Source organism: Pseudoclavibacter sp. CFCC 14310 (assembly GCF_008831165.1).
Lineage (GTDB): Bacteria > Actinomycetota > Actinomycetes > Actinomycetales > Microbacteriaceae > Pseudoclavibacter_A.
This window is the reverse complement of sequence record NZ_WBKC01000001.1, coordinates 587,717-613,133: the sequence shown is the minus strand read 5'-3', so window position 1 is coordinate 613,133 and position 25,417 is coordinate 587,717. Positions and strand designations below refer to the sequence as shown.

The following is a 25,417-nucleotide window of genomic DNA, read 5'->3' as shown; positions in this document are numbered from 1 at the left end:
GGAGACAGGATGCATGTTCGTATCGGTGACCTGCGCAGTGGTCGGCGCATTCTCGACTTGCCGTTCATGACCGCGTCGTGGACTGACGTGCTCAATGATGCCGAAGACATCCGCGCGAAAGTCACACTCAATGACCGGCAGATTCGGCAGCTCGACCTGTACAACGCGTCGTTGCCGGGCAAGACGTTCATCGTGGTCGAGGACGAGCAGCTGACCGTGGGCGGGCCGATCTGGTCACGCACCTATGACCGCGACGCGGGCACGGTGGAGCTGATCGGCAAGGGCATGTGGTCGTACTGGGATCACCGCACCCTCCTGCCCGTGCTCGCTGACAGTGCGCGGGTGACGCTCCCTGACGGGAAAGCCGACCCCGCGTTCAACACTTCGATCACCGCCACCTCGTATCTGACGATCGCGAAACGGATCGTCGCCCAGTCGATGCAGTGGCTCGGCGGCAGCCTGCCGATCGTCCTCCCTGACGACACCACCGGTGCTTTCGAGCGCAATTATGTGGGCGCGGAGCTGAACCTGATCGGTGACATGCTCCGCAACCTGACCGGGGTGGAGCAGGGCCCGGACATTCGTTTCGTGCCGCGTCGCACACAGGATGGGCTCGGCTACGAATGGCTGATGATCGTCGGGGCTCCGCGCATCACGTCGGAGACGGTCACGACATTCGACATGTCCGTACCGAAGAACAACATCACCAATTTCACGGCCACGGATGACGCGTCCGGCATGGCGGCGATCTCCTGGGTGTCGGGCGGGCGCGGCGTCGACGAGGCGCTCATCGAGCGTGACACGGACTGGTCGACCGTGCAGCAGGGCTACCCGCTGCTGGAGACGGTCTCGTCGCTGTCGACGTCTGTGGTGGAGGCGGCGACGGCGAAGAAACACGCCACGGAGGCGCTGCGCACATCGCAGACCCCGACCGCTGCGTGGCCATTCTCCGTGCGCCGAGACCCATATCTCGGCGTCTACCAGGCCGGCTACCCGTGCGCGCTGAAACTCAAGGACGACCCGTTCATTCCGGACGGGAAGTACCCGCGCCGCATCATGGCCATGTCTGGCGGCAGTGACAGCGACGACATCAAGATCATCACAGGAGAACAGTATGGCTGACCCACAAGTGCCGGCGGGCGATCTCGGCGATCTGCGGCAGATGCTGCGCGACCTCGCACAGCGGCTGCGCGAGCTGGAGAAACCCTCCGGGTCTCAGTTCAACCAGCTGGTGAACCGGATGCTCGACATCGTGAACAACATCGACACGATCGTCGCCGGCGCGATCGGCCGCACGTCATATTCTGCGGCGCAGATCGACTCAAAAGACTCCTCCGTGCTGTCACAGGCGAAGTCCTACGCCGATGGGGCGGCCGGAGCACGCGAGCCAGCGTTCAGCGTGCTGTCGCCCGGCAAGGGCGGCACCGGGTCCGGAAACTCCTACAACATCGACCTTGGCTCCACGACCCGGCGTGCGTCGTGGGTGTCCGATGCGGGTGTGCTCGGCACGGCACTCTCCTCCGAGAAGATCAAGCAGGACATCACCCCAACCTCGGTCACCGAAGCAGACCTGCGGGCCGCGCGAATCGTCGACTTCCGCTACATTGCGGCCGTCGAGGCACAGGGTGACGCCGCACCTGTGGAGGTCGGTGTGATCGCCGAGCAGGTAGAGGGCCACGTCCCCGACCGGATGCTGTACCGCGACGAAGAAGGTGCCGTCGTCGGCTTCGAATACGCGCTCAGCGGTGTCCTCGCGTGGCGGCTCGGTCAGATCGTCGCCGACCGGGTCGACGCACTCACCGCCACGGGCACCGCTCAGGCCGACCTGATCACTGACCTCTCTGCACGAATCGACGCTCTTGAAAGGGGCAGCAAATGACGCTTCGACCAGGATGGCCCGCCGTTAGTGGTGCCGCATCGCAGTTCGACATTCGGGCTGGGCTGCGCGCCACCGTCGCACAAGACGCCGCCGGGAACGTGAAGACGGGTGTGGCCGTGAACGCGCAGACGCAGTCCGCGCTCGTGTCTGCCCGCACAGACATGAAAGTCGACGTCGCCGCATTCGACGCGGTGCTCGACCGCTACGGCCCGGTTTTCGTCCGACACGAGGGCGTCGACCAGGTGACGCTGACGGCCGCACCGACAGCGAACCAACGCATCGACAGTGTCTGGGTGCGTCAGCAGGAGACCGCCTCCCCCGTCTCGGACGCCGCCAACGGGCCCGTCTTCGGCGTGGCGAAAGGCACCGCGTCCACGTCACCTGTCGCACCGGCGATCCCTGCCGGTGCGATGCGCCTCGCTGACGTGCAGATCCCGTCGACGGCGACGGCCACGAACTCGTCGGGTGTGACGATCACACAGCGGTACCCGTTCACGGCCACGCAGGGCGCACCCCTGACGTTCCGCACGAAAACCGACCTGCAGGCGTGGGTCGGCTGGGATGGGCAGAAAGCCCGCGTCATCGCCGACCCGACCACCGCCAGTAATGGCGATTACGTGAGCTCCGCAGGGGTCTGGGTCGGCCGACGTCTTTATGCGTACACCGACAGCTACACGGGCGACTACAGCACCACGTATCAGGATGACGCCGCGCAAACCGTGAACCTCGGGGAGAACACGCCCTGCCTCGTGAGCATCGGAATGGCCTACAACGGCCCCGGCCAAGTGGCGATCGTGGCGAAGATCGACGGTGTTGAGCGATTGGTACTGAGGAACACGCCACAGGATTCGACCGCAAACGTCGCCTATGCTTCCGCCGTCGTGCATCTCACAGCCGGACAGCACACGTTCATCACACGCAAAGGTAAGGTCGGCGGATCAGCTGGCGTGTTCTGGCCGGGACTGCAGAACCCTGTGCCCGGCGCAGGCGTGCTGTCGGCATTCCTCACGGTGGACCGCCTGTGACTCGCAGGTTGTGCCCTACTCGATGGGCACGTATAGCCCGTCGAGGCTGACAGCAGTCACCCCATTTCCCATGCTGATGGACTCTTTCGACTGCAGGAATACCCCGCCGCCGGGCTGGATCTCCACGAACATATCCTGGGCTGGGGCGATGTTCGACGGGCCGTAGATGCGTGCCGTCTGCAGGACTGACACGCCGGAAACCTGCGCGACTTTCCATGCCGCCCAGGATGGCATCGTGGAGCTGGCGTCGTTGAAGAGCACGGCCCCGTTGATGAAGAGGATGCCGCCTGCGACCGTGGCGCGCAGCGTGCGCGGGGCCGTCCAGGCGCCCACTGTGGCGATCGACGCGGGCGTCTGCCTGCGCGCCCACAGCCCTGCGGAGGACACGTAATCGCCAGTATCCGCGGGGCATTCCGCACTGTGCCGCCACCATGAATCTACCCGAGACAGGAGTCTCAATGCCATCAGAAGTCACGTCGACAGGCAGCTACAGCATCCCTCTCGGTGAGGTGCTGTCCGACCTGCAGGGCACGCTCAAGGGCGTCGATGGGAAGGTCGATGCCCTTGGCCGCAGGCAGGACAAGGCAGACCTGATCCTGGAGCAGCTGGCTCAGTCGGCGGTGTCGCAACAACAGATCGCTGATGACGTGACCGATCTGAAACTGCGCGTCGCGCTGCTGGAGGCGGCCAAGCCGATGACCATGCCGCAGCGGGTGTCACTCTGGGTGTCGCTCATCGCTGGCCTGACGGGCACGATCGGCCTGATCGGGCTGCTCATCAAACTCGCCGTCTGACCGCCCCACTGATCCCCACCAAGCCTCGCTGTCGCGGGGCTTTCGTCGTTAAAGGAGCACACATGCGTGAACAGATGATCCGCCTGCTGGTGACGGTCGCGGCCGTACTGGTGGCGGTAATCTTCATGTCCGCTGCCGTGGCGCTGTCTCGCCCGACCATCAAGGTCGCACCCGCTGGCTCGCCGCCGCCGGTGACGTTCACGATCACCGGCACGTGCACGGTCACCGCGACGCATGACGGGCAGACCGTCACACACCACCTCGACGGGCAGACCACCATCCAGCTCGCCACACCGGGGTCGATCACGGCGCCCGGCTGCACCATCCAATGAAAGGAACTCTCATGGCACTCAACGCCGCCGTCACCGACTCGAAATGGTCGCCAAACTTCTCCGCAGGCCGCCCTGCCGGCAACCCTGACAAGATCGTGATTCACCATTGGGGCGCTGACGGCCAGAACCACCAGACCGTCGTCGATTTCCTGTGCCGCACGAACGGCACATCGAGCGCCCACTACGTCGCCAGCGGAGGTCGTGTCACCCAGCTGGTGCACGACTACGACCGGGCATGGCACGCAGGGAGCCTCGGCAACCCGCACGGCATCGGGATCGAGTGCCGGCCGGAAATGTCGGACGCCGATTTCGCCACGGTGGCTGGGCTGATCCGGGCGATCCGTGCTGAGTGGGGGGACCTGCCGCTGCATGGGCACCGTGAGTACATGAACACCGCCTGCCCCGGCCGGTGGTTCGACCAGCTGGGGCGGCTCGATGCTGCCGCGCGCAGCGGTGCCGCACCTGCCCCTGCACCTGCTGCGGCACCGGCTGCGGCGACCGGTCTGGCCGTTGACGGGTGGATCGGCCCGGACAGCGTGCGCGCATGGCAGGCCGCCGTCGGCAGCCCGTACCGCGACGGTGTGATCTCCGGGCAGGCCGCCGCCTCGAAGCCTCATCACGCCCGACTCGCGTCGATCAGCTACGCCGGCACCGGGCAGTCTGATCTGGTCAAGCGGGTGCAGGGCATCGTCGGCGTCGCACAGGACGGGTTCCTCGGCCCGCAGACGATCGCTGCGATCCAGCGTCGCCTCGGGGTCACCGCGGACGGCTGGTTCGGCCCTGACACGGCCACCGCCCTGCAGCGCCGTCTCAACACCGGGGCGTTCTGATGCCTGACTGGGTGAGACTCGTGGCCCTGCTCCTGGCCGGTGCAGCCGTCGTCACTCTCGGCATGCTCACCCTCCTGCACATCGCACTCGTCGTCATCCTCGGCGGCGTCAACTGAAAGGAACCATCTTGCTCACTCTCGCATTCTGGAAAGGCCTCGGCGAACGCGCCATCAAGACGTTCGCGCAGGCGTTGGTCGCCGTGATCGGCACCGGGGCGCTCGGCATCCTCGACGTCGACTGGCTGTCGGCCCTGTCTGTCGCCGGACTCGCCACCCTCGTCTCCGTGCTCACCTCCGTGGGGAACGCCGACTTCACCGCCGGCGTGGTCGCCGACGGCAAGCACGCCGCCGACTGAAAGGACCACTCATGGCTCTCCCCTCGAACGTCGGGTTCGGCACGGTCACAGGGCGTTTCATCCGCGCCACGGCCGACAGCACGTCGGACAGCGACTCGGATCCGGATGGTGTGCCGCTCGACGGGCTGAAGATCGTTTTCCGGTCGTCGATCAGCCGGGCGAAGGATTCGACCGCGACACCACCGGTGACGATCATCTTCGACACCGTGCAGGCCGTGACTGATGCGGATGGTGTGCTCACCGACCCGGACGGCAACGCGTCGATCCGGCTGATCGCCACCGATGACCCCGACCTGCAGCCGTCGGGGTGGACGTGGACGGCGACGATCACAGGCCCGACCATCGGCACGATCAGCACGACGTTCACCCTGTCCGAGGGGCAGACCATCGACCTGACGACGGTCATCGAGGTGCCCGCCAGCCCGGGCAAGGATTTGCCCGCGTGGCAGGCCGCCGTGGATGCTGTCGAGGCTGCACGTGGAGGCATGGTCGTCGGAGGTACCGTGTCGGGCGACAACCTTGTGCTCACCACGCTGGACGGCACACAGATGACAGCCGGGAACGTGCGCGGCCCGAAGGGCGACACGGGCGGCACGGTCGTGCAGGCGGGCACGGGGCTCACCACGAGCGGGGCTGGCACTGCCGCGTCACCGCTCACGCTCGGCACTCTGAATGGTGCGTCGCTGCGGCGCGACACGACCGTCGGTGAGCGGGTCATCGCCACAATCGGCGGGGTCGACACCATGCTCTACGGCGACACCGGGTGGCGTGACATCACCGGTCTGCTCGTCAACGGATGGGTGGCCACGACACTGCGAGTCAGACGGCTCGGCAGTGTCGTGGCCTGGTTCATCGTCGGTCTGAGTTCGGCTAACGCGACGAATGACATCGCTATCACCCCGCTCGGCGGCGGGTGGCGGCCCCCAGGGAACACGATGTTTCCTGTCGCCCGTTCTACAGGCGTAACGTACATCGGCCTCAACGGAAATTCGGCCTTGTTTGGATGGGCCCGGTTTAACTCTGGGGCGTCCTATGAGATGCAGTTGCAGTCGGTCACCTCTGACGCGTGGCCGACATCGCTCCCCGGAACCCCCGCATAGAAAAGGAAGACCATGGATCTCAAAACCCTTACAGATGAAGAGCTTGCACAGCACCGCATCGACGTGCTCACCGAGCAGGAGCGTCGCGCGAATTTGGCCGAAATCCCGCAGCAGGTCGCGCAGCTCGCACAAACATTCACTGCTGGTGGCGGCGACCGTGCCGTGCTCACCGCAGCAATCGACGGCGAATAACCGTCCGCCGCCGCAGTTCCGCCCCGCATTCCTCTCCGGAGGGTGCGGGGCGGTTTTCTGCATGTCCGGGGGTGCTGTCACTCTGGTCTCATGCAGGCAGACGCGACCGGGGACTACAGCGACGGGGTGATGCGTCTCGAGATCAGCCACGGCGGTGTGCTCATCGGCCGCTGGGTGATTCGTGCACGCCGTGTCTCCGACGTGCAGCGCGCCATGCTCGTCGAGGGGTGGCGGGTGGAGCTCCGGAAAACCACGGCTGGTGGCAGCAGGTGGCGTGGCCGCGCCACTCGACCTCAGCAGTAAGCCGGCGCTGACGTCAGCGTGCCAGCTCAGTACTCCACAGAAGCCCGGTCATAGGCGAAACTCGCGTCAGATTCAGCAAGCACCTGTTCACGAACCTCTGCCAGCTGGAAGTCAAGAACTCGCAGCTTGCCGTTGATCCGCGAAATCGCCTCGATTCGATGGAACTGATCACCGTATAGCGCAGCGAACCGCGCCATGCCATGAAGCTTCCACGTTGCATCTGGCAGCCAGTGGCCGTGCGGGTCGACAATGCTCGCACGAACGCCTTCATCACTATCGCTGAAGAACAGGAAATCAGGACGAAGAGTCCGCCATTCGCCGTGGCGATCCTGGTAGGCGATACTCATCGAGTCCCGGCCGCCAATCGGGTTGCGATACCAGGCCAGAGCACCGGAACGCCCCATCTCGGTATCGAGTACCTCTATCTCATCCGGGTTGAGCTTGCCGACAGGGAACATCCCCTCCTCATCGGAGAGAAGGTGCAGCGATCGAGACTCGAGCAGCTGCTCAACATCATCGACAACGCGTTTCGTCTCCTCCTGGTGATTCTTCGGCAAGGCCATGGATATCAGCTGAGGATCAGTGCTCATCGCAGTGATCTCGGCATACAGACTCTGCCGAGACTCAGGGAGATCCTTGATCGCAACGCGATAGCGCCCGAGCCACTCCTGGGCAATACGGTCTGCCTCCGCGTCAAGTGCAGGACGCGTCTGCGGCAACGTCGCAAGTGCGGCAACACGCACATTCGCATCTCGATAAGCATCCTCATCGTCAGCCTCGGCGGCAAGATGCTCTAAATAGGTTCGCGCGACATCAGGCGTAATCGTGCGAGCTCCCGTTCGATAGGCATCCTGGATCGCGCGGTCATCAGCGACTTCCTGCCAGGAGCTGTCTTGCCGAAGTCCGTGCCGTGCCTGCCCGCGAACAGTGCCTCCAGCAACAGTCAGCACATCGTCAACGGCCTTGGCGAGATCCCGCGCGTACTGGGCGGACAGCCCATCCAGAACACCGTGAAGTCGTTCATGAGCGAGCTTCCCTGCGTCGGCAAGCAGCCGATCTGCAGCCAGCGCATGTGCGAGATTCGTGACCCGCTTGATCGGATTCGCGTGCTTGCGAGGCAAGGTCTCCGCCGGCAGCTTCTGGAACAGTTCCCAGACTTCGTCCTGCACCGCTGGATTGGGCACCATCAGCTGCGGATCCACCAGCACGCGCTGGCCGGTATCGCCGCCGGATGTCAGATCGTTGCCCATGATCCTCTCGAGGACACGGCTTGCGGTCGTCCGGTCGAACCGAGGCAGAATGCACTCGACGCTATTGAGGAGGTCATCGCCTTCGATACGTCGCGCAAGGGGCGTGCGGATCATCCGACCCAGCAGCTGAGTGATGTGCGTTTCGTCTTTCGCCGGACGGAACGACACCATCACCTCTGCTCGCGGGCAGTCCCAGCCTGTGCTGATCGCATCCTTGGCGAGCAGCACACGGACATGCGAGGCATCCTGCACCCGTTCGGGCGACACGTACGACACACTGTATGGTCCGAAGGCCTGCGCCGTATGCTCACCGAAGACATGTGCGATCGCATCCGCCTCAAGTTCCGGCCACTCGTCGCGAATCACGTCGATGGCCCCCGCCACCTCTGTCGGCGACGGCTTGTTCGGTACCTGCAGCACCATCAGAGGCCTGATTGGATCTTCGCCTTGTCGAGAGGCATACGCGGCCCAGGCCTCCGATATCGCCTTGACCTTGCGCACACCGCGGCGCAGGAGCACCGTGCTGAAGTCGCCGGTCTCTGCTGGGAAGTCCAGAACGATGTCGTCCTTGAGCAGGCCAGACTCCTGGATGCGCACAGGATCAACCTGAACCGTGGCGAGGTGAACGCGATTCGAATGGACCTCCGCCTCACTCATCGCCTCCTCGAACCTCTGGACAGTCGCTGAGATGCCCCAGACGATCGGTATCGGAGGTACGTCGGCATGACCGTTGATGAGTCGTTTGACGATCGTCGGCGTGTCCGACGGGCGCTTGCCCATGCCGCGGTGCGCCTCGTCGAGGACCATGTAGAGCGTGAGGTCGTCATCCTCGATGGTGCTCCGCAGCGTGTCCCAGAACGTGAACGGCACGGTGTCAGGGTGCGACTGCATGCCGTCGAGCGTGTTCGAGTCGTCGTGCCCGCGCACGAGTAGGCTGTTGCGCGAAAGCTTCGACGTGTTCAGGAAGTATACGCGGCCCGGAAGCAGCTTCGGGTACCGGAACGGATGCTCCACGGTGACGAGCTTGTTCCGCAGGCGGTCCGAGGCCTGCTCAAGCCGGTGCCGAGTCTGCTGGTTCAGGGCGGGATCGTCGCTGAACCACAGCACCACGGCGCCCTCGTCGGGCACGACGTCGAAGTCGTCGCTGCCCCAGAACAGCGACTCGATCACGGCCGCAGCCATGACCGTCTTACCGGCGCCCGTCGTAGCCGTCAGCGCCACCGACGAGACTCGCCTGCTCGCGCTGCGGTAGAAGTCCCGCGCAGAGGTCAGTTCGCGCAGCGTGTCACCGACAGCGTCCGCTTGGTAGTCCTTCAGCGTGAAGCGCATCAGAAGTCCCCCGTCATCTCGCAGTTGCGGAGGTAGTCTTCATATAGGCGGACGGTTTCGACGCCGCGGATCTCGTCGGCGACCTGCTGGTACCGCCCCTCGTCGTCCGTGACGACGTACACGATCCGAATGCCGCCTCTCCCGCGCAGCGCCTCGACAAAGTCGGCGGCCTGGTCAAGGTCGCGAAGGATGCCGTAGCTGTCAGCGATCGCCCATCCGCCTTCGATCGAGTCGATGCGAGAGCCGACCGCACCGGCGCGTAGCCACAGCATCGGAGCAATCGCCGCGAACGCGCGGTCCACGCCGACGAGCCACTTCGACTCGTACGTCAGAGTGAAGAAGGCGGCGTTCTCCTCGAACCCCTCAGCCATCGGGAACTCATCGACAAACTTGTAGTTGTCTTCGATGAACCTTCCCTCCGGCGTGAGGCCCGTAATCGCCGCACGGATGCGCGGTTTGGTGATGTACTCGCAGATACCGAGTTTCTCCCACTCCAGGTCACCTGGACGTAGGCCCTGGCTTCTCAATCTGATTTGCTCGTCGGCGGACACTTCGTTGTTCGTCACAGAAATGCATTGGCGCCGTCCGCTATCTTGCTTGTTGATACGCATCACGGCGTGTGCTGTTGTTCCAGATCCCGCAAAAAAGTCGAGGATGACAGCATTTGGCTTCTCAGAAACAAAAAAGCGAAGTAAATCTTCGACGGCATATAGCGCCTTGGGAAACGGGAACTTGCGCTGTGGAAGCATAGCTGAGAGCAGTTTACTGCCGTACTCACCAGCGTTATGGCTGGGCATCTTCCAAACGCTCTTCGGCTGGGTTGTCTTGCTGCCGGCAGGGTAGCGAACGATTAGCGTTCCATCACTAGATCGGCCTTCGGTGATAATCTCTCCGCTCTCCACCTTCGCCATGATTCCTGAGGACAGGTAGGAAAGCGGGAACCGCTGATTCTCCAGATCAATCCTTCCGAGGCGCAGCGCCCCTATTGCGTAGAGCTCTGCGGCCTTGCTTGGGCCGATACCCCATCGACCTTCCACTCCGCTCGGATGATTCGGCGGCCACACCGCGACAGTCCCAGGCGGGGCTTTGACTTGGCTTCTCTTTCGATCCCAAGGCAAAGCCTCGCCGAAAGAATGGATGCGTTTCCTTGAGGGATCAACGAATACAGGGTAGTACGCGCCAGGACTATCAGTTCTGATCCCCTGAGCTCCTCCGCGAATGAGACTCGACCACTTCACCGAAGTGCTGGGCGCATTGTTCTTTCCCTCATCGAGCATGTCGCGAGTTTCTGCATGGACGCCGGCTCTACCGATGTACAGAATAAAGACATACTCGTCCACCCTGGCGAAATCTCGACCTAGCGATGCTCCCTTGGGGTTGATTACCGTAGATAGCATCTGTGTTGGGACGCCCGGAAACACCTGCCCCAGCAGTAATCCAAGCCTAAGGTACTCCTTCTCGTCGATGGTGACGATCAGGACAGAGTCCTCGGGTTTCAGCAGCCGCTTCGCGAGCCTCAGACGACGCTCCATGAACGCCAGCCACTTTGAGTGCCGGTAGAGGTCATCACCCTCGACGTAGTCGTTGTTGTACTTCCAGTCGCGGGAGCCGGTGTTGTAGGGCGGGTCGATGTAGATCGCGTCCACCGAGTGCTCATGCGTGAACGTAAGCAGCTCAAGAACGTGGAAGTTCTCGCCGTTGATCACCGTGTGGAAAGGCTTGTCGCCGCCACGCTCCACGGAACCGTCGGGCCGGAGGCCGGGGTAGATGCGGTCGCGGAACTCCGCGACGAGGACCAGGTCCTCGACAGGCACGGACTGCGTCTCGCGTTCCTCGCCGTTCGGCGTCGAGATCTCGGCTATGCCGCTACTGATCGAGTCGACGTGCCAGAGGCGCTGATCGCCCCGCTCCGTCGAGCCCCTGGGAGGGAGCACACGGACCTTGTTTCCCTTGCGGATGCGATGGCCCGCCAGCTCGACTGCCTCGGGCGCATGGCGCTCGAAGTTCAGACCGAAGGGGAGGCGCTTCTGGAGCGGCTCGATCTCCCTCTCCAAATCCTTCGCGAGTTGCGGGTCAAGCTTGCTCGCGATGTGGAGCAGGTCCGATAGACGCGACATCTCCATCCTTTGCTTGTCCGAAAGAAGTCCACGCTGGCAGCGCAAGCGCGCAACGCGGACTCCGTCTAACTTTAGCCTTGCCTTCAAAGCGCCGCACATCGGCGTGTCCTCCCGCGTCTGACACGTTGTCAGACCCCGGTGAGACGATGGAGACATGCTTCCCACCGACCACACCACCGACGTCGTGCATCACTTCTACAGCAATCCCGGCGACCTGCTGCCGTACTGCGGCGCGATCCCCGGACCTGACGCCCGAACCGGCGACTGGCACACGGGGCACGACCGCGATCTGCTGCTCGAGGCGCTGAGCTTCGGGCTCGTCTGCTGCCAGACTTGCCTCTCCGTCGAGGCACTCGGCGGCTGGACGCCCATCATCACTGACGACATAGATCACTGACCCTCACCGCTTCGGCATGAGCGTGACGGTCTCGACCGCCTGCTCGAGCGTCGTCACCCGCCGCCCCCACACCTCCACCGTCACCGGCCCGCCGACACACAGCGCCCGGTACCGCCTCAGCCAGGCCAGCCGCTCCTCGAGCTCCGCGATCTCATCATCAGTGTGCGCGGCCTCCACAGCAGGATCAATCATCATGCAGTCAGCATCGCGCAGCAGCGCTCGCAGGATCCCCTTGTAGACAAGGGGAATCGTCAGGCACCCATAATCCGCTCAAGAGCATCCACCGCATCCTGCTGAGCCTGCGGCATTAGATGCCCGTAGACCTTCTCCGTGATCGACACCGACGCATGCCCGAGCCGCCTCGACACCTTGAACAACTCCACCCCCGCCTGCAGCAGCCACGACGCATGCGTGTGCCGCAGGTCATGCGGCCGCACATCAGGCAGCCGAGCAGTCTCGATCGCCTGCTTCCACCCGAACCGGTGATAAAGCGACGATGTCAGGTGTCCTCCCGCGCGGTTAGTAAAGACGAACTCGGAGCGGTGCGGCCGCGGCAGCGCGTTCAACTTCGCAGCGAGACTGCGCGGGATCGCGATGTCACGCACACCGTGCTCGCTCTTCGGCGCTCCGATCACCTGATGCCCGTAGCTGCCCTTCCATGCTTTCGTGACACGCACGACCGGCTGCCCGACCTCGGGGTCGAGGTCGATGTCTTCCCAGGTGAGCGCGGTCGCCTCCCCGAATCGCATCCCTGTCTCGAGGAGGAATCGGGTGAAGAGCCGGTACTGCGGGCACATCGCCTGTTCGAGCCGGTCATATTCGGCTTTCGTGAGAGGCCTGATGCGACGCGTGGTGCGCGCATGCTCTTTCGGCAGTCGCACCGTGTCGCATGGATTGTCCTCGCGCATGCCTCGCTGCACCGCGAAGCGCAGCGCCGGCGAGAGCACACTCCCCCAAGCGTTCGAGATGGTCTTCACGCTCTTCGCACGCCCCTGCATCCACCGGATCCAGGAGACCAGGTCGTCAGCGCTCAGGTCGACGACCGGGATAGCGCCGAGCTGCTCCTGCAAATGCACTTTGCGGATCGACCGATACCCAGCGACCGTGTCCTCGCTCGGGGCGGTCAGCGACTTGATGTAGGCGTCGAAGAGCTGCCCCATGGTGACGCCTTCGCGCTGAGCTCGGTCGATCGCGAGCCCCGCCGATTCGAAAGAGCCGCCGTGCTGCTCGAGCACGATCTTGAACCGCTTCGCGTCTGCTTCGCGGGTGAAGCTGGTCGAGTGCTGGCCGCCGTCGTCGGGGTCACGCCAGAGCACCCGCCAGGTGCGGGAGCCGTCTTTGCGCGTGTACTCGCGAATGGATGCCATGCCCTAATCATGGAACTAGCCACCGACGTTTTTCAACGCAGGTGGCTAGTTTTTCAACATCAGGCAAGAGAGCCCAGTGTTTTCTAGTGGAGCCGCCGGGAATCGAACCCGGGTCCACTGCTCATTTCATGCGACTTCTACGGGCGTAGTCTGTCTAGCGTTCTACTTGGCCCCAGCCGTCGTGACAGACGCCTGGCTGACGAGCCCAGTGGGTTTGAAGAGTCCCGACGCACCCTCCCACTTGGTGCGGCGGCAAGCCTTCTAAATGACGTTCAGGTCTGAGGCGAAGGCATGCTCAGTTGAACGGATTTCTAGCTCGCTTTACGCAGCGAGGGCGAAATCGGTGCGTTTGTTGTTGGCACCTATTGGGTTGCGTGACTTGGTTTACGAGATCATCCACGCCTTCTCGGCCCGCTTCTCACAATCATCAAGACAGTGTCGAAACCGATCGGCCCCTCTTCAGTTTTCAACTGGCCGCCGTGCGAAATCGCTTCCGAACGGTGGACTCATCATCTTACAACGCCAGATCGGCCGTTGCATTCCCATGCCGGCTCCAGCACAGCCAGCTTCTCGCGACCCGCCCGCATCCAGACATGAGAAATGCCGCCACAGCCCATCCAGACATGGAACTTGGCATGACTCGATGCATTGGGAGAGCATTTGGCATGACTCGATGCGTTGAAAGAACATGGCACGGCTCGACGAACCAGAAAGACACTGGGCAAGGATGGATACAGCCCAGAGGCGACAGCTGGCCCGGCGGCTACGAATCCACCACAAGAATCCGCCACTAGAATCCACCCGCGGCGAGACCACCGCGACGCCACAGTCAACAGTCCACACCCCACACCCCACACCCCACACCCCACAGCCGACAGCCCACAACAGCCCACAACCCACAACCCACAACCCACAACGATCTACCGGCAACACCGCCTTAAATGGCGAGGCCCCGCTCTCGCGGGGCCTCACGTGCGTCCAGTATTCAATTGTGGCATCGGCAGCGCATCTGAAGAACCGCGCCGATCACGAGAGTTGGCCACCGAGCCAGATCAAAGTGTGAGGCGATCTGGTCGAAGACTTCGTCACTACCACGAATAAGGCTACCCTCACCTAAGGCAGACAATCAAGCAGTTGCAGTGACTTTCTCGCGGACCACCCGATCTCGTGGGAGGGCATCGAGACCAGACAGGAAGAGCCCCCATGTCTGCGGCCAGTGCCGCGTAGAACGCGAGGCCACCGAGAACCCGATGAGAGGGCACCGCGAACTCACGCGCAGCACACCGACAACACGCGGCTCAGCGGGGATCGTTCCGCCGGTTGATCCTCGCCATCGCACGCTTGGCATCCATCTGGTCCTGGCGCTCGCGCAGCGTCTGGCGTTTGTCGTACTCTCGCTTGCCCTTCGCCAGAGCGATCTCGACCTTGACCCGACCGTCTTTGAAGTAGAGCTTGAGTGGCACCAGCGTCGTGCCAGCCGAGTCAAGCCCGCGCCCGATGCGGATGATCTCCTGACGATGCAGCAGCAGCTTCCGTTTGCGTTTGGGCGCATGATTCGTCCAGGTGCCGTTCAGATACTGCGGAATGTGCACGTTGTCGATCCACATCTCGCCGCGATCGATGTACGCGTAGCCGTCAGCGAGGGTCGCGCGACCCTCGCGAAGCGACTTCACCTCGCTGCCAGTCAGCACCATCCCCGCCTCATAGGTGTCGAGAATCGTGTAGTCGTGTCGCGCCTTCTTGTTGCTGGCGATGAGCTGCTCGCCCTGATCTCTCGACATCAGGTCACACTCGCAGATAGCGTCTGATCGCGAAGCCCGAGGCAAGTGCGGCGAGCACCACGCCGACCCCGATGACGATCGGGAACACCGGCCAGATGGTGTGCAGCGACACGAACGCCGTGTACGGCATCGCGTTGGCGAGATACCCCTGCACGAAGAACTTCACAATGGCCGCCAGCGCGCCGCTGGCGAGCACCGAGCCGATCAGAGCAGAGACCACACCTTCGAGCACGAACGGCGTCTGTATGAAGAAGTTCGAGGCGCCCACCAGTCGCATGATGCCGAGTTCTCTTCGTCTCGAGAACGCCGACAGACGAATCGTTGTGGTGATCAGCAGAATGGCGGCGACGAGCATCAGGCCGGCGATCACGAGCGCAGTCAGCGACCCGACGTTCAGCACCGAGAAGATCTGGTCGAGATAGGCCTTCTGATCCTGCACCTGGTCGACGCCGGGCTCCTGCGTGAATGCGTCGATGATCACCTGCGACTGGGTGGGATCTTTCAGGTTGATCCAATACGTGCTCCACAGCTGATCTTCGGTGACGAAGCTCAGCGCCTGGTTGTCCGAGAACTGCTGCTTGAAGTTCTCGTAGGCCTGGTGCTGGTCTTCGAAGTAGTGTCGGTCGACGTACTCCGAGAACAGCGGCGAGTCGAGCTTCTGCTCGATGGCCTGCTTCTGGTCGTCGGTCACGGCACCCTGCGGGCAGCGATCGACCGACGAGGTGTCAGAGCACAGGTAGATCGCTACCTGAGCCTTGTCGTACCAGAACGTCTTCATCGAGTTGATCTGCTGCTGCAGCACCACGGCCGCACCGACGAAGGTCAGCGAGATGAAGGTGACGAGGATGATCGAGACGACCATCGACATGTTGCGGCTGAGTCCGGTTCGCGTCTCAGCCAGAATTCGACGGAAGTTCACCGACGCTCCTCGCTCTCATCGCCCTGCGCGCCGCGGGGCTGGTCATCGACGCGCCCGTCTGCTGATCGCGCATCGTTCGCCTGCTGCGCCCCACGCTCGGCGGGTGCCGGTGCGGGCTGGCTGCCGCCCACAAGCCCCAGACGCTCGGTCAGCGGCTGCGATTCGTAGGCGATCACCTGGATGTCCTCCTCGGCGTCGAGCTCGAGGCGCCCGGTCTCAGGCTGTGCTGGCTCTGCGGCTCGTGGCGCGGTCGTCGGCTGCGTGGCCGGCCGATCCGTTTGCGGAGTCGCCGTCGTGCCGTTCGACGTGGGCTGATGAGGCATCCGCACGCGCGGCGGCAGGTGGTCGACCTGCTGCGGAGGTGCCGACCCGTCGAGTACGGGTTCGGTCTCGATGACGATGCGTTCGGTCGTGAACTGCCGCGCCTCTTCGACCGGGTTGCCAGACTGGGCGGGCAGCGGGTTGCCAGACTGGGCGGGCAGCTGGCTGCTCGTCTGAGTCTTCGGCGGCTGCTGGGCACGCTCTGAGGATGCGTCGGCGCCTCGGTCGGCCTGCTGCGGGCCGCGGGCGGCGGGCTTCGTCTCGCTCTGCAGCGATGCGGCGGTGAACGTCGGCGCTGCCGACCGTCGGCGCTGCGGTTCGGCGGCGGCGGGTGTCTCTGGATGTGCGGCACGAGCCGCAGCAGACGCCTGAGCCGCAGCCACGACCGGGCTCTCTTCGAGGTAGCCTGCGTCCCGCTCGTCGCGCACCAGGTGCCCGTTCTCAAGCTGGATGACGCGACGGCGCATGCGGTTGACGATCGTCGTGTCGTGGGTGGCCATCAGCACGGTCGTTCCGCCGGCGTTGATGCGTTCGAGCACGCTCATGATGCCTGCGCTGGTGTCAGGGTCGAGGTTGCCGGTCGGCTCGTCCGCCAGCAGAATCGCAGGCTTGGTCACCACTGCGCGAGCGATCGCGACACGCTGCTGCTCGCCACCGGAGAGCTCGTGCGGCATGGCATCGCCTTTGTCGTCGAGCCCGACCAGGCGCAGCACGTCTGGCACGGCCTCTTGGATGTAGCCGGCCGACTTGCCGGTCACCTCCAGAGCGAACGAGATGTTCTCGTAGGCCGTCTTGCTCGGCAGCAGACGGAAGTCCTGGAAGACGACGCCGAGGTTGCGGCGGTAGAACGGAATACGCCGCGACGAGATCGCACGCAGATCGTAGCCGAGCACGTGAATGTCGCCGGCACTGACCTTCTCCTCTTTCAGAATGAGTCGAATCATCGTCGACTTGCCTGAGCCGCTCGCACCCACGATGAAGACGAAGTCGCCCTTGTCGATGTCGAGGGTGATGTCTTCGAGGGCCGGTCGGTCGGCTTTCTTGTACCGTTTGGAGACGTTCTCGAAACTGATCATCATGAGTCTTGCCGTGCACTTCCCTTGCGCCAGCGGATGCCGGCTGAGATGAACCCGTCGAGATCGCCGTCGAAGACGTCGTCGGGGTTGTTCACCTCATAGCCGGTTCGCAGGTCTTTGACCATCTGGTACGGAGCCAGCACGTAGGAGCGCATCTGGTCGCCCCAGCTGGCCTTGATGTCACCGGCGAGGCCCTTCTTCGTGGCCTCTTCTTCCTGTCGGCGGATCTCGAGCAGGCGCGACTGCAGCACACGCAGCGCGGCGGCGCGGTTCTGAATCTGGCTCTTCTCGTTCTGGCAGCTCACCACGATGCCGGTGGGCAGGTGGGTGATGCGCACAGCGGAGTCGGTCGTGTTGACCGACTGCCCGCCTGGACCGGACGAGCGGAAGACGTCGACGCGGATGTCGGCGTCGGGAATGTCGATGTGCTCGGTCGGTGCGACGAGCGGAACCACCTCGACGGCGGCGAACGAGGTCTGCCTCTTGCCCGCCGAGTTGAACGGGCTCATGCGCACCAGCCGGTGCGTACCGGCCTCGACCGAGAGCTTGCCGAACAGGTATGGATCATCGATCTCGAAGGTGGCCGACTTAATGCCCGCCTCTTCGGCATACGACGTATCGAGAATCGTGGGCTTGAGGCCGTGATGCTCAGCCCACCGCGTGTACTGCCGCAGCAGCATCTCGGCGAAGTCTGCCGCATCCACACCCCCGGCACCGGCGCGAATCGTCACGACGGCACCACGCTCGTCGTACTCGCCGTTCAGCAGCGTCTGCACCTCGAGGTCGTCGACCGACTTCTGCAACTGCTCGAGCTCGTGCTCTGCCTCACGCTTCGAAGCCTCGTCGTTCTCTTCGTTGGCGAGCTCGACCAAGACCTCCAGGTCATCGATGCGCTGGCCGACCGACTCGACTTTGTGCAGCTGCGACTTCGCGTGCGACAGCTGACTCGTCACCTTCTGGGCGCGTTCGGAGTCGTCCCAGAGCCCAGGCGCAGCAGCCTGCTCGTTGAGTTCCTCGATGCGCCGGGACAGCGATTCGGGGTCGACCACCTGGCGAATGTCGCCGTATGTGGAACGGAGTGCGTCAATGCGTTCAGAGATTTCGAGGTCAGCCATATCCCCACTACTCTACCGGGGTCGACTCACTCCTGTGCGATTGATCCCCTCTGCGAGCGGCTTGCTCAGGCAATGCTCAGGCCACGAACCGCTTGTAGTCCTCGTCCACCTGCTCGGCGTATGCCATCGACCATCGAGTCATCGCTTTGTCGAATTTGACACCCTTCGTCAGGTATCCGGCGATCCAGTGCAGAGCCGGGCTCTGCGAATGCGCGCGGGCCAGCAGCAGACCACAACCTGTGACGTACTCTTCGAATCCGCGGGCGTTGAGCTTCGACAGGTCGATCGACCCTTTCATGTCGCGGAACTGACGAATATAGAAGTCATGCCCGCCTGCGGATCCCCAGCCGAGGAACGGATCGGACACCGCCTGCAGGATGCGCTGATGATCGACGACGCGCTTGCCGTTATGCTCTCGGCGCTGCAGCGTGTCGGGAGTCGACGCGTTCGGCTTGTTGAACTCCGTGACGACCGAAGTGACCGCCTCTTTGATCTGCAGCACGAGCGGCTGGCCGACGGCGTCCTGCAGCAGCACGACGTAGCAGCGAGTGCCAACGCTGCCGACGCCGACCACACGCCTGGCCCCGTCGATGAGTCGATACTTCTCGAGCAGCAGTCGGATGTCGGGAGAGGCCGAGGCGAGATACTCCCGATAGAGCTTGCGCAGATCGCGGGCAGGCGCATCGATGAGGTGCGTGAGCACCGGCGCGTCCTCTCGAAACTGCAGTCGACCGTTCTCGTCGAGCTCGGTCATCTTGGTCACAGCCTGCACCGAGGTGCGCCGCCGTGCCTTCGCAGCCACCTTCTGAAAGGCGGGCAGCGACGAGGCATCGAGACGGTCGACGATCAGCTGTTCGTCGATCGACTGGTAGTAGCGCTCCAGCGCAGACTGCTGAGAGAGACTGCGAATGGCGATTCGATAGGCATGCGCAGTCTGCTGGGCAAGATGCTGCACGTCTTCGTCGCTGTAGTTGGCATCCTTCGCGCCAAGCACCACGCTCGCCACCATGCGCCGCACATCCCACTCCCACGGGCCTGGCGCGGCCTCGTCGAAGTCGTTGAGATCGAAGACGAGACGTCGCTCGGGCGACGCGAAGAAGCCGAAGTTGCTGATGTGCGCATCGCCGCAGGCCACGACCTGCTGACCGGTGTTCGGCTGCTGGGCCAGGTCGAAGGCCATCAGGCGCGCCGAACCGCGATAGAAGGTGAACGGGGATGCCGACATGCGCTCATGTCGAAGCGGCACCAGATCGGGCAGTCGCGTTTCGTCCTGCTTCTTCAAAATGGCGACGGGGTCTCGATCGCTGCGAACGTACCGCCCCAGCTCTTCGATCGGCAGTTCTTTTCGATACGCCTTGCCCTGAGCCCGACGTTCCTCGGCGCTCTCGAACGACTGCTCGGTTCGATCTGCGTAGATTCTGCGCGACACCATCTGTGACCCCATCTCTGCCGGCCGATCGGCGGCAGGCTGACCTGCTCTCGATAGTACGCTGACCAGGCAGTCAATACCTCCAGACGTCCGGTGCTCCCAGCGGCAGCGGCCACGGTGCTTTGCTAGAATCACCACGTCTCAGCGGCCCGAAACCGCTGCATCGCGGGAGTGGTGGCTCAGTTCTCTGTTTCACCACACCCGCTGCCACGCGGGAGTGGTGAAATTGGCAGACACGCAGGATTTAGGTTCCTGTGCTTTCGAGCGTGCGGGTTCAAGTCCCGCCTTCCGCACTCATGATATCAGAGCCCGCTGGCACGCTCTGGCGCAGCTGACGCACCTCTATTCGCGAACGAGCACCTGCCGCAGCAGCGGCCGGGTGGCCGCGAGCGCGAGCCACACGATCGCAAACCCGAGCCCGAAGGTCAGTGCGACGGTGAGCACCGCCAATGGCTGCAGGAACAGGCCGACGCCGACGATCGGCCCCGCGACCACGACAGCACAGAGGGCTGAGACCACCACCACGGTCGTCAGCGGAGAGAACACCGCACGGCGGCGGGCAGCCTCCATCGTCGAACGATCCATGCCCATCGCAGACATCGCCTGGTACAGGTCACGACGGTCCAGCACGGCAGCCGCCTGGTTCACACCGACCGAGCAGGCCACCATCATGAAGGCGATCGCGAGCGTCAGCAGCACGCCGGTGCGCATGTCGGTGATGAGCATGGCATCCTCTGCACCGGCATCGGCGCTGGCAGCACCTGCCATCGCCAGCCCCGCACCGGCGATGACCGCCACGAACGTGATCGACGCAAGACCACCGACCTGCCGCCAGGCCGCCGCCGGAGACTCCAGGGTGTCTCGCGCTGCGATCAACCGGTCGGCCGTCGTGGCGCGCCGCACACCGCGTCGAGCGGTGGCAGACAGCAGCCATGGGCCGAGCAGGTTGAGGATCATGAGCCCGATCATCAACGAGCCGAGCGCCACGGCGACGACGATCGCGACGCTTGTCGCCGCACCGGCCAGCTTTGCGGCCAGCGCGGCGGCGGCCAGCACGATCAGGCTGATCACCAGCCGGCGGGTGCGCATTCTCGGAGCGGTCTGTCGCATCCGCACGCCAAGCGGTGAGATGATCACTCGACGCAGGCCGACCACGGCACTGATCGCCGCGATCGCGCCCACGACGCCGACTGCGATCACCAGCCGTCCGGGCCCGACCCACAGCGAGGCGGCCCCAATGGGCGCACCGCCGAAGCGCAGCAGCCCCACCAGAGGCAGCCACGCCGTCGAGAGCACGCAGCCCGCCAGTGCGCCCACCATGGCGGTCACCGTCGACTCCAACACAGTCAGCAGCGTGACGGTCGAGCCAGGCGCCCCGATCAGTCGCAGCGATGAGAGCCGCTCGTCGCGTCGCCGAGCCGAGAGACGTGCGGCCGCAGCGCCCAGGCTCACCAGCGGCACGGCGAGCAGCACCACGGCCAGCAGACTGAGCATCTGATACACCGGCGCGATCTCGGTCTGCCAGCTCCAGAACATCAGCGTGCCGCCCAACACGGTCAGCCCCAGCGCCGTGGTCACTGCGAACGCGACCGCCGGCAGCAGCAGCGAGGCCCAGTCGCTGCGAGCAGGCCGGCACAGCACCCAGCAGATGGTGAAGAGTCGGGCGCGACGACGGCGTGCAGGCAGAGGAGAGGCCAGCGCCGGTGCGACGTCTGTCCCGCTCATGACACCACCTGCTCGCTGACCAGCCGGCCGTCGTGCATGTGCACGGTGCGCGAGCATCTGCTCGCAACAGCGGCATCGTGCGTCACCATGACGAGCGTGCGCCCCTGTGCCACTGTCGAGTCGAGCAATGCGGCGAGCACCTCGGCCGAGGTCTCTGAGTCGAGCGCGCCGGTCGGCTCGTCCGCGAAGATCACGGCCGCACCGGTGACCTGTGCACGGGCGATGGCGACGCGCTGGGCCTGGCCGCCGCTGAGCTGCCCGATGCGCCGTTGCTCCATGCCGGCGAGGCCGAGGTAGACGAGCCACTGGGCTGCGAGCGACTCAGCCTCGCGTCGACCGACCCCGTCAAGCATCAGCGGCATCGCCACGTTCTCGACCGCAGTGAGCTCGGGCAGCAGCAGCCCCTGCTGAAAGACGAAGCCGAAGCGCTCGCGTCGCAGCCGCGTGCGGTCTCGCTCGTTCAGTCCGCTGACCTCGATCGATGCGTCGGTCTGCGGCAGATGCAGCAGCACCTGCCCGCTGTCCGGCGTCAGGATGCCGGCGAGCACATGCAGCAGAGTCGTCTTGCCCGACCCCGAGGCCCCCATGATCGCCAGAGACTCCCCTGGCCGCACGACCAGAGACACACCGTTGAGTGCTGGGGTCTGTGTCTCCGGGTGCTCGGGGTCGTGATAGATCTTCACCAAGTTCAGTGCGGTCAGCCGCGCGTCGCCGGCTGGTTGCGAATTCGTATCATGCATGGTTCCAGAATCCGCCGTCGCGCTCAGCGGCACATCGGCCTGCAGACTGATCTCTGCGTCTCATCCTTGAGAACGATCCGTCCGTGTGCCCCAGACCATACGCTGAGGGGCGTTCCACAGAGAGGCTCATCATGATCGTTCCCATCGTGCTCGCTGCCAGTGGCGTGTTCTGCTTCGTGCGCGATGCCCGGATGCTGCGCACCGGGGTGCTCTGGCTCGCGGCTCTCGCGATGACCGTGCCCGCCGCAATCGCTCTGGTGCGCCCCGCAGGCGAGAGCGACAGCGGCTCTCCGATTCTCGGCTGGGTCATGCTCTCTCTGCTGGGAGCGATGCTGCTGATGGTGCTGGTGCTGACCCTCTACCTCATCGTCAACGGTCTCACCATGCTGCGACGCGAGCAGCGCACACTCGCCAATCTGCTGTCGCTGGCGACCGGCCTCGCGATGCTGGCATACATCGCAGCCTGCGTCGCTGCCGTTCTGGCTCAGAGCCAGTGGACGATGATCTGGCTGATTCTGCTGCTGCCGCCGATCGGCTACGTGGCCTTCGCATTCACCGCCTATCTGCTCTACTCGCTGGTCTACGCCTCCGTGGCGTGGCATCGCTCCGAGCGTGCGGCCGCGGTGATCGTCTTGGGCGCCGGTCTGCGCGACGGCGAGGTCACTCCCCTGATCGAACAGCGCATTCGGGCCGGCCTCAGGGTGCGCGAGCGCTGCCTGAAGCACGATGGGCGGGCCCCGCTGATGGTGGCGTCGGGCGGGCAGGGGCCTGACGAGCCGCGCAGCGAGGCGGATGCCATGGCTGAGCGGCTGCGGGCGCTCGGCGTGCCTGATGATCAGGTCGCGATCGAAGACCGTTCCCGCACCACAGAGCAGAACCTGCGGTTCTCTCAAGATCTGCTGCAGGCACGCGACGTACGCGGCCCCATCGTGGCGACCACCAGCGACTACCACGCGTTTCGTGCCGCAATGCTGCTGCGCCGTCTGGGCATCCCAGGGCAGGCGGTCGGCGGCCACACAGCTCGCTACTATCGCCCCAGCGCCACGATCCGTGAGTTCATCGCCGTGCTGCGCGACAGTCTGGCGCTCAACGTCACGATGCTTGGGCTGCTCGCGCTGCCGCTGCTCGTCGGCGCGGTCGTTGCGATCTTCCGGCTCTGATTCGCCGAAGGCTCCTCACAGGACGACTTTGGAGGTAATCTCCGAACACAGACCGGAGTTTCTGTGCAAAGACAGGAATCTCACAAGTTGTGCCCCGATACTCTGAAAGCAGGTCGACGTCAGCGGAGACGGCCGAGTCCCCGCCTCTTCGACACGCACATCTGGAGGTATCCGTGACCATGACATCTCGCCCGTGGATCGATTCCTACGCTGAGGGCGTCCCCGCTGACATTCCCGAGCGCTATGACACGCTCTCGCACGCCTTCGAGCGCAGCGTCACGGCATATTCCCAACGAGTCGCCACAGACTTCCTCGGCGGCACGCTCACCTATGCCGACCTCGGCGCCCAGGTGCATGGGCTCGCACAGGCCCTGCTCGACCTCGGAGTGGAGCGCGGAGACCGCGTGGCCCTCGTGATGCCGAACTGCCCGCAGCACGTCGTCGCGTTCTATGCCGTACTGCGCATCGGTGCGGTCGTGGTCGAGCACAACCCGCAGTACACCGAGGCAGAGCTCGGCGCACAGTTCGCCGACCACGGCGCCCGAGTGGCGATCGTGTGGGATTCCGTCGCCGACCTCGTCGCCGGTTTCCCGGCCGACCGTCGCCCTGAGCATCTGATCGCGGTCAACCTCATCGAAGCGCTGCCGCTGCGCTCCCGCCTCGCACTGCGCCTGCCGATCAGCCGGGCGCGCACGATGCGCGCCGCCTTGTCATCTCCAGGTGAGGCGGCCGTGCTGAGCTTTCACGACCTCACCGAGCTCACCGCGCCGATCCCTGCTGACTGGCCGATGCCGGCACTCGGCGATCTCGCCGCCCTGCAGTACACCTCTGGCACCACAGGCCGTCCGAAGGCGGCCATGCTGACTCACCGCAATCTGCGTTCGAACGAGCTGATGGGCGAGGCCTGGGTGCCGGGCCTGCGACGCGGCCAGGAGGTCTTCGCCTGCGTGCTCCCCTTCTTCCACGCCTACGGGCTCACCCTCTGCCTCGCCTACGGCATCGCCATGGGCGCGACGCTGGCGCTGCAGCCCAAGTTCGACCTCGACTTGCTGATCGCCGCACAGCGTCGACGACCCATCACCTTTCTGCCTGCAGTGCCGCCGATCTACGATCGCCTCTGTTCGGCGGCCGAAGCCGGTCGCGTCGATCTGCACTCGGTGCGATTCTCGATCAGCGGCGCCATGACGCTGCACGCCGATCTGGTCGACCGCTGGGAGCGTCTCAGCGGCGGGCTGCTCGTCGAGGGCTACGGCATGACCGAGGCGTCGCCGATCATCGCAGGCAATCCGATCGGCCCGAGCCGCCGCCCGGGCACCGTGGGCGTGCCGTTTCCGAGCACCGACATCCGCATCGCCGAGATTGACGACCCGCACGCGGATGCCGCGCCGGGCAGCGAGGGCGAGCTGCTGGTGCGCGGCCCGCAGGTCTTCGCCGGCTACTGGCAGCGCCCGGAGCTCACCGCAGAGACACTGATCGACGGCGAGTGGCTGCGCACCGGCGACATCGTGGTGCAGGCCGAAGACGGCTACCTCAGCATCGTCGACCGCAGCAAAGAGCTCATCGTGACCGGCGGCTTCAACGTCTCGCCTTCAGAGGTCGAGGCGGTGCTGTGCACCCATCAAGACGTTCGTGCCGCCGCCGTCGTCGGAGAGCGACTTGAGAGCGGCAACGAACGGGTCACCGCAGCTCTGGTGCTGCGCGACGGGGCCGCTCTCGACCGCGAGACGCTGGCGGAGCACTGTCGGCGCACGCTGGCGCGGTACAAGGTGCCGCGCGCGTTCGTCGTGGTCGAGTCTCTGCCGACCTCGATGCTCGGCAAGGTGCTGCGCCGTGCGGTGCGCGAGCAGCTGTTCGCAACGAGCACCCCCGCAGTGAGCTGAG

At 64.5% G+C, this 25,417-nt stretch carries 25 protein-coding genes, 1 tRNA gene and 1 other RNA gene; 14 read left to right on the top strand and 13 right to left on the bottom strand.

The window, feature by feature from the left end:
- The first annotated feature begins 9 nt into the window (after nt 1-9).
- The 3 genes from F8O06_RS02705 to F8O06_RS02695 are packed head-to-tail and all read left to right on the top strand — an operon-like array spanning nt 10 to nt 2,904.
- Complete coding sequence (locus tag F8O06_RS02705; protein ID WP_158037318.1) at nt 10-1,122, top strand: hypothetical protein; 1,113 nt, start codon at nt 10-12, stop codon at nt 1,120-1,122.
- Nucleotides 1,115-1,879, top strand: a complete 765-nt coding sequence (locus F8O06_RS02700) for a tail fiber domain-containing protein (RefSeq protein WP_158037317.1) — start codon at nt 1,115-1,117, stop codon at nt 1,877-1,879. Before F8O06_RS02705 ends, F8O06_RS02700 begins: the two co-directional genes overlap by 8 nt.
- Nucleotides 1,876-2,904, top strand: coding sequence for a hypothetical protein (locus F8O06_RS02695; protein ID WP_158037316.1), 1,029 nt, complete (start codon nt 1,876-1,878; stop codon nt 2,902-2,904). Before F8O06_RS02700 ends, F8O06_RS02695 begins: the two co-directional genes overlap by 4 nt.
- A gap of 15 nt (nt 2,905-2,919) precedes the next feature.
- On the opposite strand, the gene F8O06_RS02690 is transcribed toward F8O06_RS02695, so the two are convergent.
- Entirely contained in the window at nt 2,920-3,291 is a 372-nt protein-coding gene (locus tag F8O06_RS02690) for a hypothetical protein (protein WP_158037315.1), read from the bottom strand.
- Between the two features lie 71 nt (nt 3,292-3,362).
- Here F8O06_RS02690 and F8O06_RS02685 point away from each other — a divergent pair, with 71 nt between their 5' ends.
- The 7 genes from F8O06_RS02685 (at nt 3,363) to F8O06_RS02655 (ending at nt 6,810) form a co-directional block, all read left to right on the top strand.
- Nucleotides 3,363-3,698 carry a hypothetical protein gene (locus F8O06_RS02685; RefSeq protein ID WP_158037314.1) on the top strand — a complete coding sequence of 112 codons (336 nt, stop codon included), beginning with the start codon at nt 3,363-3,365 and terminating at the stop codon, nt 3,696-3,698.
- A 62-nt stretch (nt 3,699-3,760) separates the two neighbouring features.
- Nucleotides 3,761-4,030, top strand: coding sequence for a hypothetical protein (locus tag F8O06_RS02680; protein WP_158037313.1), 270 nt, complete (start codon nt 3,761-3,763; stop codon nt 4,028-4,030).
- An 11-nt stretch (nt 4,031-4,041) separates the two neighbouring features.
- Complete coding sequence (locus F8O06_RS02675) at nt 4,042-4,860, top strand: N-acetylmuramoyl-L-alanine amidase (RefSeq protein WP_192496809.1); 819 nt, start codon at nt 4,042-4,044, stop codon at nt 4,858-4,860.
- A 127-nt stretch (nt 4,861-4,987) separates the two neighbouring features.
- A complete protein-coding gene (locus tag F8O06_RS02670; RefSeq protein WP_158037311.1) occupies nt 4,988-5,215 on the top strand; it encodes a holin in 228 nt (75 codons plus the stop codon).
- An 11-nt stretch (nt 5,216-5,226) separates the two neighbouring features.
- The gene (locus tag F8O06_RS02665; protein ID WP_158037310.1) at nt 5,227-6,315 is read left to right on the top strand and encodes a hypothetical protein; all 1,089 of its coding nucleotides are present in this window, start codon (nt 5,227-5,229) and stop codon (nt 6,313-6,315) included.
- Between the two features lie 12 nt (nt 6,316-6,327).
- Nucleotides 6,328-6,507: a hypothetical protein gene (locus tag F8O06_RS02660; RefSeq protein WP_158037309.1), complete on the top strand. Its 180-nt coding sequence runs from the start codon at nt 6,328-6,330 to the stop codon at nt 6,505-6,507.
- A gap of 90 nt (nt 6,508-6,597) precedes the next feature.
- Nucleotides 6,598-6,810 carry a hypothetical protein gene (locus F8O06_RS02655; protein WP_158037308.1) on the top strand — a complete coding sequence of 71 codons (213 nt, stop codon included), beginning with the start codon at nt 6,598-6,600 and terminating at the stop codon, nt 6,808-6,810.
- Nucleotides 6,811-6,836: 26 nt separating this feature from the next.
- Here the strand turns inward: F8O06_RS02655 and F8O06_RS02650 are convergent, their stop codons facing one another.
- Nucleotides 6,837-9,389 (bottom strand): DEAD/DEAH box helicase, encoded by a 2,553-nt coding sequence (locus tag F8O06_RS02650; RefSeq protein WP_158037307.1) that lies wholly within the window; start codon nt 9,387-9,389, stop codon nt 6,837-6,839.
- Nucleotides 9,389-11,512, bottom strand: coding sequence for a DNA methyltransferase (locus F8O06_RS02645; RefSeq protein WP_225733346.1), 2,124 nt, complete (start codon nt 11,510-11,512; stop codon nt 9,389-9,391). Before F8O06_RS02645 ends, F8O06_RS02650 begins: the two co-directional genes overlap by 1 nt.
- Nucleotides 11,513-11,660: 148 nt before the next feature.
- Here F8O06_RS02645 and F8O06_RS02640 point away from each other — a divergent pair, with 148 nt between their 5' ends.
- Nucleotides 11,661-11,903, top strand: a complete 243-nt coding sequence (locus F8O06_RS02640; RefSeq protein ID WP_158037306.1) for a hypothetical protein — start codon at nt 11,661-11,663, stop codon at nt 11,901-11,903.
- A 3-nt stretch (nt 11,904-11,906) separates the two neighbouring features.
- On the opposite strand, the gene F8O06_RS02635 is transcribed toward F8O06_RS02640, so the two are convergent.
- The 8 genes from F8O06_RS02635 to F8O06_RS02600 all read right to left on the bottom strand — a co-directional run bounded on the left by F8O06_RS02635 (nt 11,907) and on the right by F8O06_RS02600 (nt 19,914).
- Nucleotides 11,907-12,098, bottom strand: coding sequence for a hypothetical protein (locus F8O06_RS02635; protein ID WP_158037305.1), 192 nt, complete (start codon nt 12,096-12,098; stop codon nt 11,907-11,909).
- Nucleotides 12,099-12,154: 56 nt separating this feature from the next.
- Nucleotides 12,155-13,270 (bottom strand): tyrosine-type recombinase/integrase, encoded by a 1,116-nt coding sequence (locus F8O06_RS02630; protein ID WP_158037304.1) that lies wholly within the window; start codon nt 13,268-13,270, stop codon nt 12,155-12,157.
- A gap of 84 nt (nt 13,271-13,354) precedes the next feature.
- Nucleotides 13,355-13,726: a transfer-messenger RNA gene (ssrA, locus tag F8O06_RS02625) on the bottom strand.
- Nucleotides 13,727-14,568: 842 nt separating this feature from the next.
- Nucleotides 14,569-15,051, bottom strand: coding sequence for an SsrA-binding protein SmpB (gene smpB, locus F8O06_RS02620; RefSeq protein ID WP_158037303.1), 483 nt, complete (start codon nt 15,049-15,051; stop codon nt 14,569-14,571).
- Between the two features lie 4 nt (nt 15,052-15,055).
- Entirely contained in the window at nt 15,056-15,970 is a 915-nt protein-coding gene (ftsX, locus tag F8O06_RS02615) for a permease-like cell division protein FtsX (protein ID WP_225733345.1), read from the bottom strand.
- Nucleotides 15,967-17,370 (bottom strand): cell division ATP-binding protein FtsE, encoded by a 1,404-nt coding sequence (gene ftsE, locus F8O06_RS02610; protein ID WP_225733344.1) that lies wholly within the window; start codon nt 17,368-17,370, stop codon nt 15,967-15,969. Before ftsE ends, ftsX begins: the two co-directional genes overlap by 4 nt.
- Complete coding sequence (prfB, locus tag F8O06_RS02605) at nt 17,367-18,482, bottom strand: peptide chain release factor 2 (protein ID WP_158037302.1); 1,116 nt, start codon at nt 18,480-18,482, stop codon at nt 17,367-17,369. The genes ftsE and prfB overlap by 4 nt, the downstream gene beginning before the upstream one ends.
- Before the next feature lie 76 nt (nt 18,483-18,558).
- Nucleotides 18,559-19,914 carry a DUF2252 domain-containing protein gene (locus F8O06_RS02600; protein ID WP_192496808.1) on the bottom strand — a complete coding sequence of 452 codons (1,356 nt, stop codon included), beginning with the start codon at nt 19,912-19,914 and terminating at the stop codon, nt 18,559-18,561.
- Nucleotides 19,915-20,122: 208 nt separating this feature from the next.
- Between F8O06_RS02600 and F8O06_RS02595 the strand changes: the two genes are divergently transcribed.
- Nucleotides 20,123-20,204: transfer RNA gene (locus tag F8O06_RS02595), tRNA-Leu, on the top strand.
- 49 nt (nt 20,205-20,253) lie between these two features.
- Here the strand turns inward: F8O06_RS02595 and F8O06_RS02590 are convergent.
- Together F8O06_RS02590 and F8O06_RS02585 are read right to left on the bottom strand one after the other, a co-directional pair.
- Nucleotides 20,254-21,636, bottom strand: coding sequence for a permease (locus F8O06_RS02590; protein ID WP_225733343.1), 1,383 nt, complete (start codon nt 21,634-21,636; stop codon nt 20,254-20,256).
- Nucleotides 21,633-22,376 carry an ABC transporter ATP-binding protein gene (locus tag F8O06_RS02585; RefSeq protein WP_158037300.1) on the bottom strand — a complete coding sequence of 248 codons (744 nt, stop codon included), beginning with the start codon at nt 22,374-22,376 and terminating at the stop codon, nt 21,633-21,635. The genes F8O06_RS02590 and F8O06_RS02585 overlap by 4 nt, the downstream gene beginning before the upstream one ends.
- 131 nt (nt 22,377-22,507) lie before the next feature.
- Between F8O06_RS02585 and F8O06_RS02580 the strand changes: the two genes are divergently transcribed.
- Together F8O06_RS02580 and F8O06_RS02575 are read left to right on the top strand one after the other, a co-directional pair.
- Nucleotides 22,508-23,536, top strand: a complete 1,029-nt coding sequence (locus F8O06_RS02580; protein WP_158037299.1) for a YdcF family protein — start codon at nt 22,508-22,510, stop codon at nt 23,534-23,536.
- A 179-nt stretch (nt 23,537-23,715) separates the two neighbouring features.
- Nucleotides 23,716-25,416: a long-chain-fatty-acid--CoA ligase gene (locus F8O06_RS02575; RefSeq protein ID WP_158037599.1), complete on the top strand. Its 1,701-nt coding sequence runs from the start codon at nt 23,716-23,718 to the stop codon at nt 25,414-25,416.
- Nucleotide 25,417: the final 1 nt, after the last annotated feature.

Bases quoted from the DNA above. Each gene is read 5' to 3' on its own strand.
- F8O06_RS02650 (WP_158037307.1), bottom strand. From the start codon at position 9,389: ATGCGCTTCACGCTGAAGGACTACCAAGCGGACGCTGTCGGTGACACG.
- F8O06_RS02635 (WP_158037305.1), bottom strand. From the start codon at position 12,098: ATGATGATTGATCCTGCTGTGGAGGCCGCGCACACTGATGATGAGATC.
- F8O06_RS02630 (WP_158037304.1), bottom strand. From the start codon at position 13,270: ATGGCATCCATTCGCGAGTACACGCGCAAAGACGGCTCCCGCACCTGG.
- F8O06_RS02675 (WP_192496809.1), top strand. From the start codon at position 4,042: ATGGCACTCAACGCCGCCGTCACCGACTCGAAATGGTCGCCAAACTTC.
- F8O06_RS02660 (WP_158037309.1), top strand. From the start codon at position 6,328: ATGGATCTCAAAACCCTTACAGATGAAGAGCTTGCACAGCACCGCATC.
- F8O06_RS02640 (WP_158037306.1), top strand. From the start codon at position 11,661: ATGCTTCCCACCGACCACACCACCGACGTCGTGCATCACTTCTACAGC.
- F8O06_RS02600 (WP_192496808.1), bottom strand. From the start codon at position 19,914: ATGGTGTCGCGCAGAATCTACGCAGATCGAACCGAGCAGTCGTTCGAG.
- ftsE (WP_225733344.1), bottom strand. From the start codon at position 17,370: ATGATGATCAGTTTCGAGAACGTCTCCAAACGGTACAAGAAAGCCGAC.
- F8O06_RS02680 (WP_158037313.1), top strand. From the start codon at position 3,761: ATGCGTGAACAGATGATCCGCCTGCTGGTGACGGTCGCGGCCGTACTG.
- F8O06_RS02705 (WP_158037318.1), top strand. From the start codon at position 10: ATGCATGTTCGTATCGGTGACCTGCGCAGTGGTCGGCGCATTCTCGAC.
- F8O06_RS02665 (WP_158037310.1), top strand. From the start codon at position 5,227: ATGGCTCTCCCCTCGAACGTCGGGTTCGGCACGGTCACAGGGCGTTTC.
- F8O06_RS02695 (WP_158037316.1), top strand. From the start codon at position 1,876: ATGACGCTTCGACCAGGATGGCCCGCCGTTAGTGGTGCCGCATCGCAG.
- F8O06_RS02685 (WP_158037314.1), top strand. From the start codon at position 3,363: ATGCCATCAGAAGTCACGTCGACAGGCAGCTACAGCATCCCTCTCGGT.
- F8O06_RS02700 (WP_158037317.1), top strand. From the start codon at position 1,115: ATGGCTGACCCACAAGTGCCGGCGGGCGATCTCGGCGATCTGCGGCAG.
- F8O06_RS02655 (WP_158037308.1), top strand. From the start codon at position 6,598: ATGCAGGCAGACGCGACCGGGGACTACAGCGACGGGGTGATGCGTCTC.
- F8O06_RS02590 (WP_225733343.1), bottom strand. From the start codon at position 21,636: ATGAGCGGGACAGACGTCGCACCGGCGCTGGCCTCTCCTCTGCCTGCA.
- F8O06_RS02580 (WP_158037299.1), top strand. From the start codon at position 22,508: ATGATCGTTCCCATCGTGCTCGCTGCCAGTGGCGTGTTCTGCTTCGTG.
- F8O06_RS02585 (WP_158037300.1), bottom strand. From the start codon at position 22,376: ATGCATGATACGAATTCGCAACCAGCCGGCGACGCGCGGCTGACCGCA.
- smpB (WP_158037303.1), bottom strand. From the start codon at position 15,051: ATGTCGAGAGATCAGGGCGAGCAGCTCATCGCCAGCAACAAGAAGGCG.
- F8O06_RS02645 (WP_225733346.1), bottom strand. From the start codon at position 11,512: ATGGAGATGTCGCGTCTATCGGACCTGCTCCACATCGCGAGCAAGCTT.
- prfB (WP_158037302.1), bottom strand. From the start codon at position 18,482: ATGGCTGACCTCGAAATCTCTGAACGCATTGACGCACTCCGTTCCACA.
- F8O06_RS02575 (WP_158037599.1), top strand. From the start codon at position 23,716: ATGACATCTCGCCCGTGGATCGATTCCTACGCTGAGGGCGTCCCCGCT.